Genomic DNA, 16072 nt, shown 5'->3' on the forward strand with positions numbered 1-16072 from the left:
CAGGGAGGAAACCCCTATGCCGGCCATCACCCGACGCGTCCTCGCCGCCGCGCTTGCCGGCCTCGCGCCCGGCCTCTCCCGCCCTGCCCTCGCCCAGGCCTGGCCCTCGCGACCGGTGCGGCTGGTGGTGCCGCTCGTGCCCGGCGGCACCACGGACCTGATCGCGCGCGTGATCGCCGACCCGCTCTCCCGCCTCATCGGGGCGAATGTGGTGGTGGAGAACCGGCCGGGCGCAAATGGCTGGATCGCCAATGACTACGTAATGCGCGAGCGGCCTGACGGGCATGTGCTGATCGTCAACAACGTCTCCACCCATGGCATCAACTCCGCCATGGCCGGGCCGGACCGCGCGCTGGTGCCCGTGCGCGGGCTGCTCCCCATCACCAACCTGATCGAGGCGCCGCAGCTCTTCATGTCCCCGACGGACTTCCCGGCAACGTCGCTGGCGGATTTCGTCACCCGGGCCAAGGCGGCCCCCGCGCCGCTGGTCTATGCCTCGGCCGGCGTCGGCTCCTACCAGCACATCGACCTGGAGACCTTCGCTCGGCGGGCCGGCATCACCCTCACCCACCTGCCCCTGCGCGGCGCGGGGGAGATGGTACCAGTGATGCTGCGCGGAGACGCGCAACTGACGGAGTTCAATCTCTCCGCCGCTTTCCCACACATCCAGGCGGGCCGGCTGCGGCCCCTGGCCGTGGTCTCCCGCCAGCGCATGCCGCAATTGCCGGATGTGCCGACCACGGTCGAGGCGGGCTTCCCCGATCTGGTGACGACGCTGTGGAACGGCCTCTTCGCCCCGGTCGGCACCCCGGCCGGCATCGTCGAGACGCTGCACCGCCATGTCACCGGCATCCTGCGGGACCCGGAGGTGCTCGCCAATCTCGGACGCCAGGCCGTGCGCGCGACCCCTAGCGAGAGCCCGACCGCCTTCGCCGCCTATGTGGCCGAGGATGTCGCCCGCTGGACAGCCCTGACCCGCGAGTTCGGGATCACGCTGAATTAGCCAATGCCAACTTCGGCACCACGGCGAAACCGCTCTTCGCAGTGCAGCAAAAAGGGTGTAATCATCGCCTTGGCGGCCGGGCGGCCTCGCTGCCCCGCCGTTTTCTTGGACGTTTCCTCCCTAAACTCGGCGGTGCCCTCGGGCACCGCCTTCTTTTTGCGTGCCCTCTCCCGGGGTACCCCCGACCACGGCCCGCAACGCCTCCACCAGCGCCTGCGCGGCGGGGGAGAGCGACCGCCCGGCTCGGCGGATCAGCAGGACCTCCCGTTCCAGCTCCGGCGCATCGATCGGCACCGCCGGCCCCAGATCGGCACTCACCGCCGAGGAGGGCAGCACCGCCACCCCCAGCCCGGCGCGCACGAGCCCGATCGCCGTGCTCATATACGTCACCTCATACCGCGGCACGGCGGAGAGGCCGCGGGCCGCGAAGGCGCGGTCCACCAGCGTCCGCACGCTGCTCTGCGGGTCGGTCAGAATCAGGGCTTCGCCCGCCAGCGCCGCCAGGGAAAGTGGCCCGGCGCCGCAGAGCGCGTGGCCGGCGGGCAGCACCGCCACCATGCGGTCCCGCAACAGCGGCTCGGCCTGCAGCTCCGGCTCCGGCCCCACATCGGTGCCGATCGCCAGCTCCACCTCCCCCGCCTTCACCAGCGCCGCGATCCGGTGCGCCACCGCGTCCCGGATCAGCACCCGGATCCCGGGACTCGATATCCCCAGCCGCGCCAACGCCTCCGGCAGCACCGTGGTCCCGACGGAGGGCAAGGCTGCCAGACGCACCAACCCCGCACGCCGCCCCGCCACCTCCCGCGCCTCGCCCACCAGCAGGTCGAAATCGCCCACAAGCCGCCCGAAGGCCTCGGCCAGTCGCAGCCCCTCGGCCGTGGGCAGGCTGCCGCGCACGCCGCGGTCGAGCAGGACAAGGCCCAGCGCCTCCTCCAGCCCGCGCAGTTGCACGGTGAGGGTGGGCTGTGACACGCCCAGCGCCCGGGCAGCCCGGGTGAAGCTGCCCAGCCTCACCACGGCCACCAGGGCACGCGCCTGTCGAATGCTGACATCCATAACGAAACACTATTGGACGCATCGAGAACTTTCCATTGCCTGATGACCGGCCGCGTGCAGCATGCGCGGCAACGGCGCCAGACGACGCGCAGACGAGGAAACCGCCCATGCCCCGCACCGCACTCCCCCGTCGCCTGCTGCTCGGCGGCCTCGCCATACCCGCCCTCTCGCGCTTCGCGGCCGCCCAGGGCGCCTGGCCCAACAAGCCGATCCGCATGATCGTGCCCTTCGGCGCCGGCACCTCCACCGACATCATGAGCCGCCTCGTCACCCCCCGCATGTCGCAGACGCTCGGCCAGCCCATCGTGGTGGAGAACCGTCCCGGTGCGGGCGGCATCGTCGGCTCGGACGCGATCGCGAAGTCCGCGCCGGACGGCTACAACCTCGTCATGGGATCCATCGCGTCCCACTCCGTGAACGTCTCGCTGATGCCGAGCATGCCCTACGACGTTCTGCGGGACTTCGTGCCCATCTCGCTCGTCACCAACGCGCCGAACCTGCTGGTGATCAACCCGCAGGTCCCCGCGCACACGCTGCCGGAGTTCATTGCCTGGGCGAAGTCACAGCGCTCCGTCACCTATGCCTCCGCCGGCAACGGCACATCCTCCCATCTCGCGGGCGAGCTGCTGAAGCTGCGTACCGGCGCACCGCTCGAGCACGTTCCCTATCGCGCCGCCGCCCAGGCCCTGACGGATGTGGTAGCCGGGCATGTGCCGATGACGATCTATCAGGTCACCGCCGTGCTGCCCTTCGTGCGCGAGGGCAAGATGCGCGCCCTGGCCGCCACCTCCGCGCGCCGCCTGCCCTGGACGCCCGACGTGCCCACCGCGATGGAGCAGGGCATCGCCGATTTCGACGTCTCCGCCTGGCACGGCCTCTTCGCCCCCGCCCGCACGCCGGACGCGATCCGCGACGCGATCTACGCCGCGCTGAAGGGCGCGCTGGAGGCGCCGGATCTGCGGCCGCAGCTGCTGGACCAGGGGCTGGAGCCTGTGGGCATGCCGCCGGCGGAGTTCCGGACCTTTCTGCAGGGCGATATCGCAAAGTGGGCGGAAGTGGTGCGTGTCTCAGGGGCTCGGGCGGATTGAGAGAAGGCTGGGGGAGTGAACTCCCCCAGACCCCCCTCTTTTTCTTCAAGGCTGCCGCGGACAGTGACGATGGCGCGCCAGCAAACACCACAAAAATAGAAGGGGGCCCGGGGGGATACCTCCCCCCGGCCTTTTGCCCGACATGAACCAAATGCTCCGCATCGGCTGCGGCTCCGGCTTCTCCGGCGACCGCACCGACGCCCCCGGCCCCGTGGTGGATGCCCTCATCGCCGCCGGCGGCCCCGCCGCGCTGATGCTGGAGGTGCTGGGCGAGCGCACCCTGGCCCTGGCCCAGCGCGACCGCCGCGCCAACCCCGATGGCGGCTACGAGCCGGCGTTGGAGGCCTTGTTGCGCCCTATCCTCGCGCGCTGCGCGGCGCACGGCATTCCCATTGTCACCAATGGCGGTGCGGCCAATCCGCGTGGTGCGGCGCGCGCGGTGCTGCGGCTGGCGGCGGACCTCGGCCTTCCCGCGCTGCGCGTGGCGGTGGTGGAGGGCGACGACGTGCGCGGCACGGATGCGCTGGACGACCTGCAGCCCTGGGAGGGCGACGAGGGCGCGGTGCTCGACCCGGTGCAGGTGATCGCGGCCAATGTGTATCTTGGCGCGGCCCCAATCGCGGAAGCATTGCGCGGCGGTGCGCAGGTGGTGATCACCGGCCGCGCGGCGGATCCGGCGCTGGCGCTCGGGCCGATGATCGCCCATTTCGGCTGGGGGGAGAGTGACTGGGATCGGCTCGCGGCCGGCACGGCCTGCGGACATCTGCTGGAATGCGGGTCGCAGGTCACGGGCGGCTACTTTGCCGACCCCGGCTTCAAGGACGTGCCCGGGATGCACGAGATCGGCTTCCCCATCGCCGAGATGGACGCGGATGGCGGCTTCACCATCACCAAGCCCGCGGGCACGGGTGGGGTAGTTAATCTGCGCACGGTGAAGGAGCAGCTCTTGTACGAGTTGCACGATCCCGCCGCCTATCTCACCCCGGACGTCACGCTGGACGTGACGGGCGTGATGCTGGCGCAGGAGGGGCCGGACCGCGTGCGCGTGCTCGGCGCCCGCGGCGTGGCGCGCCCCGAACGCTTGAAGGCGACGGTAAGCCTGCCCGGCGGCTGGCTGGGCGAGGGCGAGATCTCCTATGCCGGGCCGAATGCCCGCGCCCGCGCGGCGCTGGCCGGCCGCACGCTGCGCGACCGGCTGCCGATGCTGGGCATCGAGGGCCGGGTGCGCGTGGACCTGATCGGCGTCGTCAGCGTGTTCGACGGCGATGCCGGCGCGCTGGGCGAGGCGGATTTCGTGACCGATCCGGCCGATGTCCGCCTGCGGCTATCGGTCGCGACCGAGACGAAGGACGCCGCGGAGCGCGCGGCGCGCGAGGTGCTGTCGCTGCTCTGCTGCGGCCCAGCTGGCGGCGGCGGCGCGCGCACGCGGGTGGTGGACCGCATCCGCACCCTCTCCTTCATGGTCCCGCGGGACCGCGTGCATCCGCGCGTCACGATGCTGGAAATGGGGGACGTCGCATGAGCGCGATCGTGGAGCTGCCGCTGCACCGCCTGGCCCATGCGCGCGCGGGCGACAAGGGCAACCGCCTGAATCTCGGCCTTTTCGCCTACCGGCCCGAGATCTGGCCACTGATCGCGGAGCAGGTGACAGAGGCGCGCGTGATGGAGCTCTTCGCTCATCGCGGTGCCACCCGCGTGCGGCGCTACGACCTGCCCAATCTCGATGGCTTCAACTTCGTGGTGGATGACGTGCTGCAGGGCGGCGTCAACGGCGCGCTGAACCTCGACGGGCACGGCAAGACGCTGTCCTTCCGCCTCCTGTCGCTCACGCTACGCGTGCCGGAGGCGCTGTCCTCCGGCTGACGCCTATTGCGCGGTGATCTTCGCTTCGCGGATCACCCCGGCCCAGCGGCGCAGGTCCGTGCCGATCAGCTGCGCGAAGTCACCAGGCGTGCCGCCGGCCGCGGTCATGCCCTGCGCCTTCAGCACCACAGCCGTCGCCGGATCCGCCAGCCAGGCGTTGCACTCGGCGTTCAGCCGCGCCACCAGCTCCGGCGGCATCCCAGCCGGGCCGAGCAGGCCGTACCACAGCGCCACCGGCGGCATGGGCAGGCCGGTCTCGGCGATGGTGGGCAGGTACGGCGCCGCCTCTGCCCGGCGCGCGCCGCCCACGGCCAGCATCCGGATCTGCCCGCCCTGGGCCAGCGGCATCGCGGTGTGCACGGGCAGGAACATCATGCCCACGCGCTTGCCGATCAGGTCCTGCACCGCGGGCGCCGAGCCGCGGTAGGGCACATGGTTCAGCTCCGCCCCCGCGGTCAGCGCAAAGAGGGCCATGGAGAGGTGCTGCGGCGTGCCGATACCCGGCGAGGCGTAATCCACCTCTCCCTTATGGGCGCGGATATACTCCACCACGCCCGCCACATCCCGCGCCGGGAAGTCTGGTTGCACTGCGAGCGCCATCTCCGCCGTGGTCAGCTTCGCGATCGGGGAGAAGCTGCCCACGGGATCGTAGGGCACTTGGCCGAACAGGCTCGGGTTGATGACGAAGGCGTCGCCCTGCAGCATCAGCACCCGGCCGTCGGGTGCGGCACGCGCCACCGCCTGGCTGCCGATATTGCCGCTGGCGCCGGCGCGGTTGTCCACCACCACGGGCTGACCGAGCCTGCCGGTGAGATAGGGCGAGAGCAGGCGCGCCAGGATGTCGTGCCCCGTGCCCGGGGTGAAGGGCACGATCATCGTCACGGGCCCGTCCACCCCGCGCTGCGCGCGCGTGGGGCGTGCGGCGGCCAGGGGCAGGACGGCGGCCGCGGCCGCGAGCTGTCTGCGGGTGACCATGACTGTTTCCTCCGTCCCGTTCCGGGACAGCCGCTTTGCGCGGCCGTTCGCTTGGCCTCAGCGCGTCAGGCCGAACAGGGCCTGGGCGTTGCGGAAGCTGATCTTGTCCCGTGCCTCGGGGGAGAGGTCCAGTGATTCGAGGATGGCGATGGTGTCGCGGATATAGCCGGGGCCGCGCTCGGGATCGAAGGGGCTGTCCGAGGCGAAGAGCACCTTATCCGCGCCGTAGTACTCCAGCCCGCAAACCGTGGCGGGGCGGGAGCCGAACACGGCGGTGTCCGCGTAGAAGTCCTTGAAGTAGTCGGCCGGGCGGCGCTTCAGCCGCGTCAGCACTCCGGACAGGTCCTCATCCGTGGTGCGCTTGCCCAGTTGGTCCCAGCCCGGCCCGACGCGCCCCTCGAAATACGGCACCATGGCGCCGAGATGGTGCGCCATCACCCTCAGTTCGGGCAGCCGGTCCATGAAGCCGGAGAACACCAGCCGCGCCATCGCCGCGCTCGTCTCGTAGGGCCAGCCGAAGGTCCACCAGATCTCGTAGCGCGACTTATCCTCCGTCGCGTAGTCCGGCATGTTCGACCCGCGCGAGGGGTGCAGCAGCACCGGCTTGCCGTGGCGCGCGGCCATCTCGAAGATCGGGAAGAAGCGCTCCTCGTCGAGCGGGGCGCCGTTGATGTTGCTGTGGATCTGCAGCCCGTTCGCGCCCAGCTCCGTGAAGGCGCGCTCGGCCTCGCGCACCGCGAGATCGGGCCCGTTCATCGGCAGGGAGGCGACGAAGCCCGCGAAGCGCTCGGGATGGTCGCGCACCAGCTCGGCCATGCCGTCATTGCCCAGCCGCGCCAGCTCCAGCGACTGCTCGGGCGTGCCCAGCGCCTCCAGCGGCGGCATGCCGAGCGAGAGGATCTGCGAGTAGTCGTGCTGGCTGAACCCGTCCATCACCCGGAAGCGCTCGTCCAGGTCGTAGATGGCGGGAATGCCGCGCATCCGGCTGCCGATGTCCCGCGCCGCGCCCTCCGAGGCCAGCATCCGGTCCCAAAGGGCCTTGGGGAAGAAATGGTTGAAGGCATCGATGTAGCGCATCGGCGGCGTCCTCCCGTGTTGCGGGACTTATCCGCGCGTGCACGGGTGCCGACCAATACAGATTGCGGCACGGTGCTATAAGGAAAGCTTACCGCTCGCCCGGGATGCCCGATGATGCTCCTGCGCCAGATCCGCTGCTTCCTTGCCGTGGCGGGCGCGCACTCCTTCACCGCCGCCGCCGCCCGACTGCACCTTTCGCAGCCCGCGCTGGGCGGGCAGGTGCGGCGGCTGGAGGAGCATCTGGGCGTGACCCTGTTCGAGCGTCATGCGCGCGGCATCCGCCTCACCCCCGTCGGTGCCGCCTTCCTGCCCCGCGCACAGGCGGTGCTGGCCGCAGCCGAGGCGGCCGAGCGCGCGATGGAGGGCTTCCGCGGCGCCGCCCCGCGTAGCCTTCGCCTCGGCGTCAGCCCCACCCCCGGCCAGGCGCTGGTGCCGGACTTGCTGCGTCTACTCGCCCTGGGCCCTACCCCCCTTCAGCTCACGCTGCGACAGGGCATGAGCGACGAGCTGGGCGCCGAGGTCGCGGCCGGAGGGCTGGACGCCGCCCTCTGCTACGATCCTCTCTCCGGGATCGGCACCGCCCTGCCGCTCTATGCCGAGGACCTGTTCCTCGTCGGCCCGCGCACCCTGCTGGGACCGCCCGACGACATCGCCTTCACCGACCTGCCCGGCATTCCCCTGCTGCTGGAAGGGCGCGCCCACGCCACGCGCCGCATGATCGAGCACTTGGCGAGTGCGGAGGGCGTGGCGCTCTCGGTTAGCCTGGAGATCGGGCCGGTGGACATGAAGCGCGCCGTCATGAAAGCCCATGGCGGCTGCGCCACCCTCGTGCCCTACGGCCTGTTCCTTGATGAGATCAGGGCCGGCCGGCTCACGGCGCGCCGTGTGGTGCGGCCCCGCATCTCCCGCACCCTGACGCTGCTGACCCGGCCCGGCTTGGCCGAGACCCTGGCGCTTCCGCTGGGGGAGACGCTGCGGTCCCTCGTGCAGGAGCGGATCCGGGCCGGCGGGCTGGGGTGGGAGGCGCTAGGCGGCGAGGCCCCATGCTGAATCCTGTCGGGCAGCGGCCCCAGGGGACGCTGCGCCGACAGGCCGGCTCAGTCCTCCCGATCCTCCGGGCCCGTCGTCTCCGTCCGGCCCTGGGGCTGGCCCTTGCCGGGTTCCTGGCCCGCCTTGTGCCCGAGCTCCTCCAGCTTGCGCTTCACCGCCCGGTCCTCCCCGGTCAGCGGGGCCGGGTCTCTGGGCGCGACGCCCGGCGGCACGGAGTCCCCGGGGTCGTGGCCGGGATTGTCGCTGTTCTGCCCTGCCATGCTCAGCTCCGCCGCATGATGGTGACCCAAGAGGAGCGCGGCGGCCCGGGAGGCGGTTGCATGGCGGCATGGCCGGGACCGGCCTAGACGCCAGATGCGGGCCGGAGGCGGCGCTCAGCCCGGCAGGGCTGGCGGCGGTATAACCTATGAAGCATCCTATGAAGCCGGAGAGCCCGTCCCGCGTTCCCGGCCTGAACCAAAGAGTTGAGCAAACGATGACCGTCACGCCCCTTGGCCAGCCTGGCCGCCCGGCGCTGCCCGGGGAACGGGGCATGTCGGGCCCTGCCCGGCCCTTCGCGGGCCTGTCTGCCCGATGAACGAGTCGGTGCAGACCCAGGCCACGCCCGAGGAGGAGGCCATCGGCCAGGAGGGGTTCATCCGGCGCTTCTGGCGCCTGGCCCGCGGCTACTATGCCGGGGAGGAGCGCCGCACTGCCTGGATGCTCACCGCCGGGGTGATCGGGCTGACCCTGGTGCAGATCGGCATCCAGGTGCGCTTCAATCTCTGGAACCGCGACTTCTTCAACGCGCTCGAAGCGCGCGACCGTGGCGCCTTCTTCGGCCAGATGGGCACCTTCCTGCTGCTGACCGCGGCGAGCATGGTGGTCGCCGTCTTCCAGCTCTACGTCCGCCAGCTGCTGCAGCTGCGCTGGCGCGAATGGCTGGTCTTCCGCCTGCAGGGACGCTGGCTGGCCGGCAGCCGCCACTACCAGATGAACTTCCTGCCCGACAGCGCGGACAACCCGGACCAGCGGATCAGCGAGAACACGCGCTGGGCCACGGCGATGGCCGTGGACATGGCGGTGGGGCTGTTTCAGTCCGCCGTGATGCTGATCTCCTTCGTCGGCATCCTCTGGACACTGTCCGGGCCGTTGCAGGTCGCCTTCGGCAGCAACCAGTTCGAGATCCCCGGCTACATGGTCTTCGCGGCGCTGATCTACGCCGTGATCGGCTCGACGCTGACCTATTTCATCGGCCGGCCGATGGTGGACATCAACATCCGCCGCAACGAGGCGGAGTCCGACCACCGTTTCGCCCTCATCCGCATCCGCGAGAGCAGCGAGGGCGTGGCCCTGATCCGCGGCGAGGCGGATGAGGAGCGCGGGCTTCGCCGCTCCTTCGGTCATGTCGTCACGGTCATGAAGGACCTGATGCGGACCGAGCGGCGGCTGATGTGGCTCACCTCCGCCTATGGGATGATCGCGGGCGTGTTCCCCATCCTCGTCGCCAGCCCGCGCTACTTCGCGGGCGCCATCACCCTTGGCGTGCTGATGCAGATTGGCTCGGCCTTCGGCGAGGTGACGCGTGCGCTGAACTGGTTCGTGGACAACTTCCCGCGCCTGGCCGACTGGCGCTCGCATATGGAGCGCGTGGTGGCGCTGGAGGACAGCCTCGACACCGCGGATATGCTGGACAAGGCCGAGTCCCGCATCAACGTGACCGAGGGACCGCTGCCCGACGGCCGGGAGGTGCTGTCCTTCCACAACCTTCAGATCGCGCAGGCCGACGGCAACGTGCTGGTCGGCGAAGCCAATGCCGAGATCCAGGCCGGCGAGAAGGTGCTGATCATCGGCGAGAGCGGCACGGGCAAGTCCACCCTGTTCCGCGCCATCTCCGGCGTGTGGCCCTGGGGATCGGGCGACATCCGGGTGCCGCCACGCCACCACATGATGTTCATGCCGCAGCGCCCCTACCTGCCGCTGGGCACGCTGCGCGGCGCCATCGCCTACCCTGCAGCGCCCAAGAAGTTCCCCGATGCCGCCGTGATCGCGGCTCTCCAGCGCTGCGGGCTGGCGCATATCACGGGGCGGCTGGATGAGGAGGCGCGCTGGGACCGGATGCTCTCGCTCGGCGAGCAGCAACGCCTCGCCTTCGCCCGCCTTCTTCTGCACCGCCCGCGTTGGGTGTTCATGGACGAGGCCACCGCCGCGCTCGACGAGGCGAACCAGGACGCGATGATGGGCCTGTTTGGGGAGGAGCTGGCGGGCAGCGCGCTCATCTCCATCGGTCATCGACCGGGGCTGGACCTGTTCCACGACCGCACCCTCACCCTCGTGCGGTCGCCCGATGGCGCCAGGCTCACCTCGCCGAACATCCAGCGCGTGGTCGGCCCGCGCCGGCGCCGCGCGGGCGGTTCGGCCGTGGGTGCGGCCCGGCGCGGTGTCGCCCGCATCCTGCGCGGGGGGCGGCCGGGCCGGGGCTGACCCGCTAGCCCGGCAGAAGGGCGGACCGCCCAGCCTCCACCACGTAGCGGCGCGGCGTGCTCATGCCCGTGTCGCGGTCGCGGTGGTCGTCCAGCGCGCGCAACTCGGCCGTGGCCGCCTCGGGCGTCAGCGTCATCATGATGTAGCCGCGCGAACTGCCATTCGCGTAGGCGATGTGCGGGTCGTTCGGGAAGTGTGCAGGCATCCGTCGGCCCTGGCTGGTGATGGAGGTGCCCGTGAATTCCACCGCCACGGCGGGCGTTTCCGGCCGCGCGAAATCGGGTCGCAGCTCCGCCACCAGATGCGCGTGGATGTCACCGCCGATCACCAGCGGGTTGGATGCGCGGCTCTCCGCCACCGTTTCCAGCAGCCGTCGCCGCGCGGCCGGGTAGCCGTCCCAGCCATCGGTCCAGAAGCTGGGCGGGGTGCGTGCGGAGCCCAGCCGCGCCATTCGCGTTTGCTGCGCGAGGATTGTCCAGCGCGCGCGGCCATCCCGCAGGCCTTGCTGCAACCAGGCCTCCTGCGCTGCGCCCAGCATGCTGCGCGCGGGATCCTCGAGCGCCGCGCATTCCTCCCGCGTCACCCAGCCGCCGCCGCCGCGTCCCGGCGGCTGGCAGGGCTGGTGGCCGCGATACTGGCGGTCATCCAGCATGTGGAAGCGCGCGAGATCGCCGAAGCCGGCGCTGCGGTAGATCCGGGCCGCGACGCCGGAAGGCCGTGCCGAGAGCGGCAGCGGCATGTGCTCCCAGAACGCCTTGTAGGCGGCCGCGCGGCGCGCGAGAAAAGGCGCCTCCCTCTCGTATTCGCCGCGGTCGTCCGCGTAGTCGTTGCTCACCTCGTGATCGTCCCAGGTGACGAGCCAGGGGCAGGCGGCGTGCATCGCCTGCAGGTCGGGATCGGTCTTGTACAGCGCGTAGCGGTCGCGGTAGCCGGCCAGGTCGCGCGCGCTCGGCGCCTCGTGGCTGCGGACGAGATCGCGGCCCCAACTCGCCTCGTAGATGTAGTCGCCGAGGAAGACGATGAGGTCCGGGTTCTCGGCCAGCATGTGGCGATAGGCGCCGAAGAAGCCCTGCTCGTATTGCTGGCAGGAGGCGACGGCGAAGCGCAGCCGCGGCGGAACCGTCCCGGGCCGCGGCGCTGTGCGCGTGCGCCCTATCGAGCTCTCTGCGCCGAGCGCGGTGAAGCGGTACCAGTAGAGATGGTCAGGCTCCAGCCCTGAGAGTTCCACATGGACGGAGTGCGCATCCTCCGGCACGGCGATGGCCCGGCCCGTGCGCACGACCTGACGCATCCCCTCGTCGCGCGCCACCGCCCAATCCACCGGCACCGGCTCGGGCGGCATTCCGCCGCCGTCGCGCCACCGTCGGGCCAGCCGTGTCCAGAGCACCACGGAATCCGGTCCCGGCTCGCCCGAGGCCAAGCCGAGCAGGAAGGGGTCGGCGCCCTGGGCACGGACCTGGCCGAGGAGCGCGAGCCCGGGCATGGCGAGGCCGGCACGTAGCAAGCCTCGGCGCGGCAGGAGCAGCATCACGCCTCAATCTCGCAGGGGCTGTCGGATGGAACGTGCGATTGCTGGTCGGTCAACAGTGCCTCCATCCGACATGGCCGGTCGCGCTCAATCAAACCAATAACACGCGCCGAGGAGTGAGCAGACTGTAACCTATGTTTGCATCAGAGCCCTCTGTCGCGTCAGTTTTCTGCTAAAGGTTCAATCAAGACACGCGATGGTTGTATCGCGCAACACCAGCGTCAAAAAGGAGACGCGCTGACCACCGAGCACGCACAGCACAGTATCGATGACTGCACTGGTTTCTGAGCCGTCTCTCGTACGCATGATGGATCGCCGACACATGAGGAGATACAGCACTTCAGTGCTGCGATTGACGAAACGCCTGAATGCAACCCACCACTCGAGCATTGCTCACCGACATGCGGACGCTGGACAGCGTCGACGCCGGGCTCGTCGATTCACCTTTTCTACCGTTGTAGATTTCAACTGTGTCATCGAATGCCTTAACCGAGCGCAAGGCTTCGCGACATGTGCGGCTATCACCGTCGTGAGTATCAGCGACGATGCCTGTATCGCTGGTCGTGTGTTCTGTCACGACTGACAGGAACGCATCCACACGGCCCTCCGCCCGTTACGTAGAGAAGAAAGCGCCGTTCCGCAGAGCATGTGGATTGCGCCCCTGTCATTGCGGAGAGGGACATGCCTCATTCTCGCCACAGCGTGTCAGCAGTTGGGCAAACGCTCGCGCCGTTCTGCACACCAACAGTTCATGACTACAAGAAACAAACATTATTGCACTGCACGCGTGTAGGGAGCACTTCAGGCAAGTGACGACCCGAATCGACGCCGTGAGCGGCCGCCCCCTCCTCCTCTGCCTGTCGCATCTGCGCTGGGACCTTGTCCTGCAGCGACCGCAGCACCTCCTCACCCGCGCCGTCCGCGACTGGCGCGTGGTCTTCTTCGAGGAGCCTCGCTTCGAACCGCCCGCCGATGATCTGCCGCGGTTACAGCGGCGCATGGTGGCCGAGGGTGTCGAGGTGGTCACGCCCGTGCTGCCCTACTGGGATGGAATTCCCGGCAGCGTGGAACGTATGCAGCGCCCGATGCTCGACGCGATGCTCGCCGACGAGGGGCAGCCGGACGTCGTGTGGTACTACACGCCGCTGGCGCAGTCCTTCGCCGGACACCTCACGCCCAGGGTGACCGTGTACGACTGCATGGACGAGTTGGCTGCTTTCAAAGGCGCCTCGCCGCAGCTGTTGCTCGAGGAGCGCCGCCTGCTGCGCCGCGCCGACCTCGTCTTCACCGGCGGACAGTCGCTGTATGAGGCGAAGCAGGGCCTGCATGCGGATGTGCACTGCTTCCCCTCCTCGGTGGATGCGAAGCACTACGCCAAGGCGCGCCTGCCCGGCATCGAGGAGCCGTCCGAGCTGGCCGCCCTGCCGCATCCCCGAATCGGCTGGTTCGGCGTGGTGGACGAGCGGATGGATCTCGAACTGCTCGAGGCCTGCGCCGATCTCCGCCCCGACTGGTCTTTCGTGATGATCGGCCCGGTGGTGAAGCTGGACCCGGCGGATCTGCCGCAGCGCCCGAACATCCATTGGATCGGCGGCCGCACCTATGCGCAGCTCCCCTCCTACCTCGCGCACTGGGACGTGGGGCTCATGAACTTCGCGCTGAACGAAGCCACACGGTATATCAGCCCGACCAAGACGCCCGAATACCTGGCGGCCGGCGTGCCGGTAGTGTCCACGGCCATCAAGGACGTGGTGCGCCCCTGGGGTGAGGAAGGACTGGTCGAGATCGTGCGCGATGCGGACGAGGCTGTTGCCGCGATCGAGCGCGTCATGGCCCGCCCTGTCGAGCCCTGGCTGGCCAAGGTGGACCAGCACCTCTCCCGCATCTCCTGGGACAAGACCTGGGTTGCCATGCGCGCGCTGATCGACGGCGCTCGCCATTCGGCCCCGGCCGAGGCACCGCGCGCGGCGCCGAGCCGGGATATCCCGGCGGCCACCATGTCCGCGCAGCAGCGCGGCACGACGGCCTCCGTCGCGCACCGCGTCCAGCGCCCTGCAATCGGGCGTTCGGTGAGCCAACCCTCTATCGGCCAGACCACCACCGCGGTGAGCCAGTCCATGGTGGGCATCTCCTCGTCCAGCCAGTCCTCGGTGGGTCAGGTCCCGGCAGAATCGATGTCCGGCGTCATGCTCAGCGCCCACAGCCCGGTGCAGCCCACCTAAGCACCGCTCGCCGCATGCACCAGCAGGTGCAGCGGCGAGGCTTCCGGCCCGAACAGGCTGCGTTCGGCCAGCAGCCGGGCGATGTCGCCGGCGGGGATCAGCACTGTCACCGGTAGCCGGTCCCCACGGCACACCGTCCGGATAGGACGGCAAGCACGATGTCTTGGTCCCCAAAAGAGATGTCGCGGATGCCGAGCGTGGGCAGGTAATCGCGTGTCAGCCCCTCCGAAGTGGGCAGGCCAAAGATCGCAACGTCCGGTCCAGGCCAAACGACTCGGAATCACGCCGAGCAGTAGCAAACTGATCGCCGGTGCCAGCAGGATTTAGGTCGTGGTGTCGCAGATCGCGAGCCGCCTGCCCCAGTGCGGGCAGGCGGCCCCACATCGCTTACGCCGCCTTGGACTCAACCACGAAGCGATCCTCCCGCCGCCACCAGCCCGGGAGCGCGGCCACCGGGTCGTCGTAGCGGCCAGTTGTCGCCAGCGCACGCACCGCCTCGGCTACCGGCATCGGGCGCGGTGGGGTGTGGCGCACGTCGAACACGCCTGGCTCGTACTCACCGTCCTGGCAGCGCAGCAGCGAGCACCAGTCCATCGCGCCGAACATCGACCAGACCGTCACGGCGCGCAGATCCACGCCCTCCTTCCGCAAGCGACCGGCGGCGTTCCACATCTCCATCAGCCAACGGACGGATTCCTCCGTCTCCTTGCAGCCGAGATGTGCCTCGGTGACGGCGATGGGCAGCCCGTAGCGTTCCCAGGCCTCGCGCAGCCGCGGCTCCGGGCCGATGTCCTCGCCCGGCACCCAGGGCACCCGCACCGCTTCGACATCCGCGTAATCCGCATCGCCCACCGTCTCCGGCGGATAGAGCGCCGTGCGATGGTCCAGGAAGCGGTCGCTGGTGACGTAGTGGTTGATGCCGATGATATCCGGCGGGCAGGGCTCCGCCACCATCGCGTCCAGATCCGCCTGCGGCACGCCTTCGGCCAGCATGATGCCGTAGAACGGATGATCCTTGTTCACGCGGCCGCAGAGAAGGTCGAGGCTCAACCAGCGCCGCTCGTTCTCATGCGCTGCCTGGTCGCGCAGCGGCGGGGTGCAGAAAACACGGCCGAGATCCTCGGTCTGGATCAGCCGCGCATCCGGCCGTACCCGGCGAATGGCCCGCATGGCCAGCGCAACGCCGCGGCACTCGTTCATCAGCGCGGTGAGGAAGGTGCGGCCGTCTGTCCCGTGCGGGTACCAGTGGCCGTAGAGGCCGGAGAAGCGCGCGGTGGTCAGCGGCTCGTTCACCGGTGTCCAGTCGCGCACCCAGGGATAGCGCGCGGCAACGAGCGCGGCGTATTCCGCCAACGCCTCCGGGAAGCCGGGATCCAGCATGTCTCGGTACACCGGCCCCGAGCCGTGATGCACAAGGCCGACGATCGGATCGATCCCCAGCGCCTGTAGCTGCGCGAGCCGGGCGTCGGACCATTCCCAGTCGAGCTCGTCGAGGCTGTTCGGCGCCACGCGCTCCCACAGCACGGGGTAGCGCAGCTTGCGAATCCCAAGAGAAGCGATGAGATCCAGGTCCCCCGGGCGGTCGTGATGGCCGGTTTCGCGCATCTGGTCACGCCATGTCTCTCTGGCGCGAAGAACAGTGCATTCGACACCGCCCCACATCTCCAGGCTCGTCATCCGTCAGGCTCTCCGCCGGGCATCGTAGCCCGGTGCTCGTGGCAGGTCAGATTTGCTAGCGCAGATTCCC

Annotated in this window: 14 protein-coding genes; 7 read left to right on the forward strand and 7 right to left on the reverse strand. The window is 69.8% G+C overall.

The features are described 5' to 3' along the window. Positions 1-16 precede the first annotated feature (16 nt). The gene (locus ACVBD7_RS18020; protein WP_458094618.1) at positions 17-1003 is read left to right on the forward strand and encodes a Bug family tripartite tricarboxylate transporter substrate binding protein; all 987 of its coding nucleotides are present in this window, start codon (positions 17-19) and stop codon (positions 1001-1003) included. Positions 1004-1123: 120 nt separating this feature from the next. Here the strand turns inward: ACVBD7_RS18020 and ACVBD7_RS18025 are convergent, their stop codons facing one another. Then, on the reverse strand, positions 1124-2059 hold the full coding sequence (locus tag ACVBD7_RS18025) for a LysR family transcriptional regulator (RefSeq protein WP_458094619.1): 936 nt from the start codon (positions 2057-2059) through the stop codon (positions 1124-1126). A 107-nt stretch (positions 2060-2166) separates the two neighbouring features. Here ACVBD7_RS18025 and ACVBD7_RS18030 point away from each other — a divergent pair, with 107 nt between their 5' ends. From ACVBD7_RS18030 to ACVBD7_RS18040, 3 genes are all read left to right on the forward strand, one after another. Beyond that, positions 2167-3147 carry a Bug family tripartite tricarboxylate transporter substrate binding protein gene (locus ACVBD7_RS18030; protein WP_458094620.1) on the forward strand — a complete coding sequence of 327 codons (981 nt, stop codon included), beginning with the start codon at positions 2167-2169 and terminating at the stop codon, positions 3145-3147. A 142-nt stretch (positions 3148-3289) separates the two neighbouring features. Continuing rightward, positions 3290-4669: an acyclic terpene utilization AtuA family protein gene (locus ACVBD7_RS18035; RefSeq protein WP_458094621.1), complete on the forward strand. Its 1380-nt coding sequence runs from the start codon at positions 3290-3292 to the stop codon at positions 4667-4669. Further along, positions 4666-5010, forward strand: coding sequence for an AtuA-related protein (locus tag ACVBD7_RS18040; protein WP_458094622.1), 345 nt, complete (start codon positions 4666-4668; stop codon positions 5008-5010). The genes ACVBD7_RS18035 and ACVBD7_RS18040 overlap by 4 nt, the downstream gene beginning before the upstream one ends. A 3-nt stretch (positions 5011-5013) precedes the next feature. Here ACVBD7_RS18040 and ACVBD7_RS18045 read toward each other — a convergent pair whose 3' ends face one another. Together ACVBD7_RS18045 and ACVBD7_RS18050 are read right to left on the reverse strand one after the other, a co-directional pair. Continuing rightward, positions 5014-5985 (reverse strand): tripartite tricarboxylate transporter substrate binding protein, encoded by a 972-nt coding sequence (locus ACVBD7_RS18045; RefSeq protein ID WP_458094623.1) that lies wholly within the window; start codon positions 5983-5985, stop codon positions 5014-5016. Between the two features lie 57 nt (positions 5986-6042). Next, a complete protein-coding gene (locus ACVBD7_RS18050; RefSeq protein WP_458094624.1) occupies positions 6043-7062 on the reverse strand; it encodes an amidohydrolase family protein in 1020 nt (339 codons plus the stop codon). Positions 7063-7173: 111 nt separating this feature from the next. On the opposite strand from ACVBD7_RS18050, the gene ACVBD7_RS18055 reads away from it, so the two are divergent. Beyond that, a complete protein-coding gene (locus ACVBD7_RS18055) occupies positions 7174-8112 on the forward strand; it encodes a LysR family transcriptional regulator (RefSeq protein ID WP_458094625.1) in 939 nt (312 codons plus the stop codon). Positions 8113-8159: 47 nt separating this feature from the next. Here ACVBD7_RS18055 and ACVBD7_RS18060 read toward each other — a convergent pair whose 3' ends face one another. Beyond that, complete coding sequence (locus ACVBD7_RS18060; protein ID WP_458094626.1) at positions 8160-8372, reverse strand: hypothetical protein; 213 nt, start codon at positions 8370-8372, stop codon at positions 8160-8162. A 313-nt stretch (positions 8373-8685) separates the two neighbouring features. Here ACVBD7_RS18060 and ACVBD7_RS18065 point away from each other — a divergent pair, with 313 nt between their 5' ends. Further along, on the forward strand, positions 8686-10575 hold the full coding sequence (locus ACVBD7_RS18065; protein WP_458094627.1) for an ABC transporter ATP-binding protein/permease: 1890 nt from the start codon (positions 8686-8688) through the stop codon (positions 10573-10575). Between the two features lie 4 nt (positions 10576-10579). On the opposite strand, the gene ACVBD7_RS18070 is transcribed toward ACVBD7_RS18065, so the two are convergent. Together ACVBD7_RS18070 and ACVBD7_RS18075 are read right to left on the reverse strand one after the other, a co-directional pair. Beyond that, positions 10580-12103, reverse strand: coding sequence for an alkaline phosphatase D family protein (locus ACVBD7_RS18070; protein ID WP_458094628.1), 1524 nt, complete (start codon positions 12101-12103; stop codon positions 10580-10582). 340 nt (positions 12104-12443) lie between these two features. Continuing rightward, positions 12444-12701, reverse strand: coding sequence for a hypothetical protein (locus ACVBD7_RS18075; RefSeq protein WP_458094629.1), 258 nt, complete (start codon positions 12699-12701; stop codon positions 12444-12446). Positions 12702-12933: 232 nt separating this feature from the next. Between ACVBD7_RS18075 and ACVBD7_RS18080 the strand changes: the two genes are divergently transcribed. Beyond that, positions 12934-14325, forward strand: coding sequence for a glycosyltransferase (locus tag ACVBD7_RS18080; RefSeq protein ID WP_458094630.1), 1392 nt, complete (start codon positions 12934-12936; stop codon positions 14323-14325). 387 nt (positions 14326-14712) lie between these two features. Here the strand turns inward: ACVBD7_RS18080 and ACVBD7_RS18085 are convergent, their stop codons facing one another. Further along, the gene (locus tag ACVBD7_RS18085; RefSeq protein ID WP_458094631.1) at positions 14713-15930 is read right to left on the reverse strand and encodes a family 1 glycosylhydrolase; all 1218 of its coding nucleotides are present in this window, start codon (positions 15928-15930) and stop codon (positions 14713-14715) included. Between the last annotated feature and the right edge of the window lie 142 nt (positions 15931-16072).

The sequence above is a fragment of the Roseomonas sp. WA12 genome (assembly GCF_054165765.1).